At 44.0% G+C, this 1,023-nt stretch carries 1 protein-coding gene and 1 pseudogene; both read right to left on the minus strand.

From position 1 onward, the window contains the following. Positions 1-373 (minus strand): annotated as a pseudogene (locus tag PPOP_RS13210) (TraB/GumN family protein); the annotation flags it as partial. 21 nt (positions 374-394) lie between these two features. Continuing rightward, positions 395-1,023, minus strand: a 629-nt coding sequence (locus tag PPOP_RS13215; protein WP_006287010.1) for a beta-barrel domain-containing protein, incomplete at its 5' end; no start/stop codon positions are given.

Consider the following 1,023-nt stretch of genomic DNA (forward strand, 5'->3'; position numbering starts at 1 on the left):
ATTGTGCCAGCACCGCATACAACTGTTGCATCACCGCTCCTCTGGTCACATCGCCCCGCACGGTCGGCACGGCTGCGGTTTGCTTTTTATCGAGGCCAAGCGCATCGATTTTTTGTGAAGTCGTCTGCAGCAACATTTGCAGTTTGTCTGCCGGCATGGGCTGCATGAACTCCTCCTGATACCAAGCAAACGGAAACAGTCCATAATTTTGTCCTTCCACGAGTGCTTTCTCGGCCCATATATGATAAAGGGAACTAGCGGGACTCTGCGCTTCCTCAGCCTGGATCGGAGCTGCGGCTCCTTGCAACAGCACAACAACGGCGATCAACAAGGCAACGACTTGCTTGCGAAAAAAGCTTTGGATTGTTTTCATAGACATCCCTCACTATCTTTATTATTGTAAATCTAGCTTATCCAGTATATAATCCAGTATCTTCTCCCTATGGGTTACAATATGCGCCTCAGCAAGCATTCCGTTCTTTATTTGGGCTGTTTCGCCTTGTTCATTATAAAGAGGTTTTGGAAATAGAGAAGCTTGTACCCGATAGTAACTAGCCCCACTTTTGGGATCAATGATAGCGTCCTCGCTAATCATCTCTACCCGTCCCGTGAAATGCCCATAGTTATGGGCTGGTAAGGCAGGAACATTGCACCTAATAAAGTCTCCTACTTGAATAAGAGCAATATCTTGATTGGTAACTGCCATATTCACAACAAATTCTGCACCATTATCAGGTATAATTGTAAGTATTTCTTCTCCGGTTTGCAATAGCTCCCCTCTATTCATTTCTTTGCTTACATTTATAATTCCATGAACTGGAGCCATCACCTCTCTATCCTGTATACTTTGATCCAACTCCTTTAGCTTCTCCTTCCCTTCTTTCCAAGTTGCTTCTTTTTGTTGAATGGTGTGATTGAACTCCACAATTAATTCTTCGAGCTCCTTCGACTGTTCTGCAAGCTGATATTCACTCTGTTCTATCTCCTGCATTACCTTAAAATAGGAATCATTACTATAGTTGG

It is taken from the genome of Paenibacillus popilliae ATCC 14706, from assembly GCF_000315235.1.
In the GTDB taxonomy this organism is placed as follows: domain Bacteria; phylum Bacillota; class Bacilli; order Paenibacillales; family Paenibacillaceae; genus Paenibacillus_B; species Paenibacillus_B popilliae.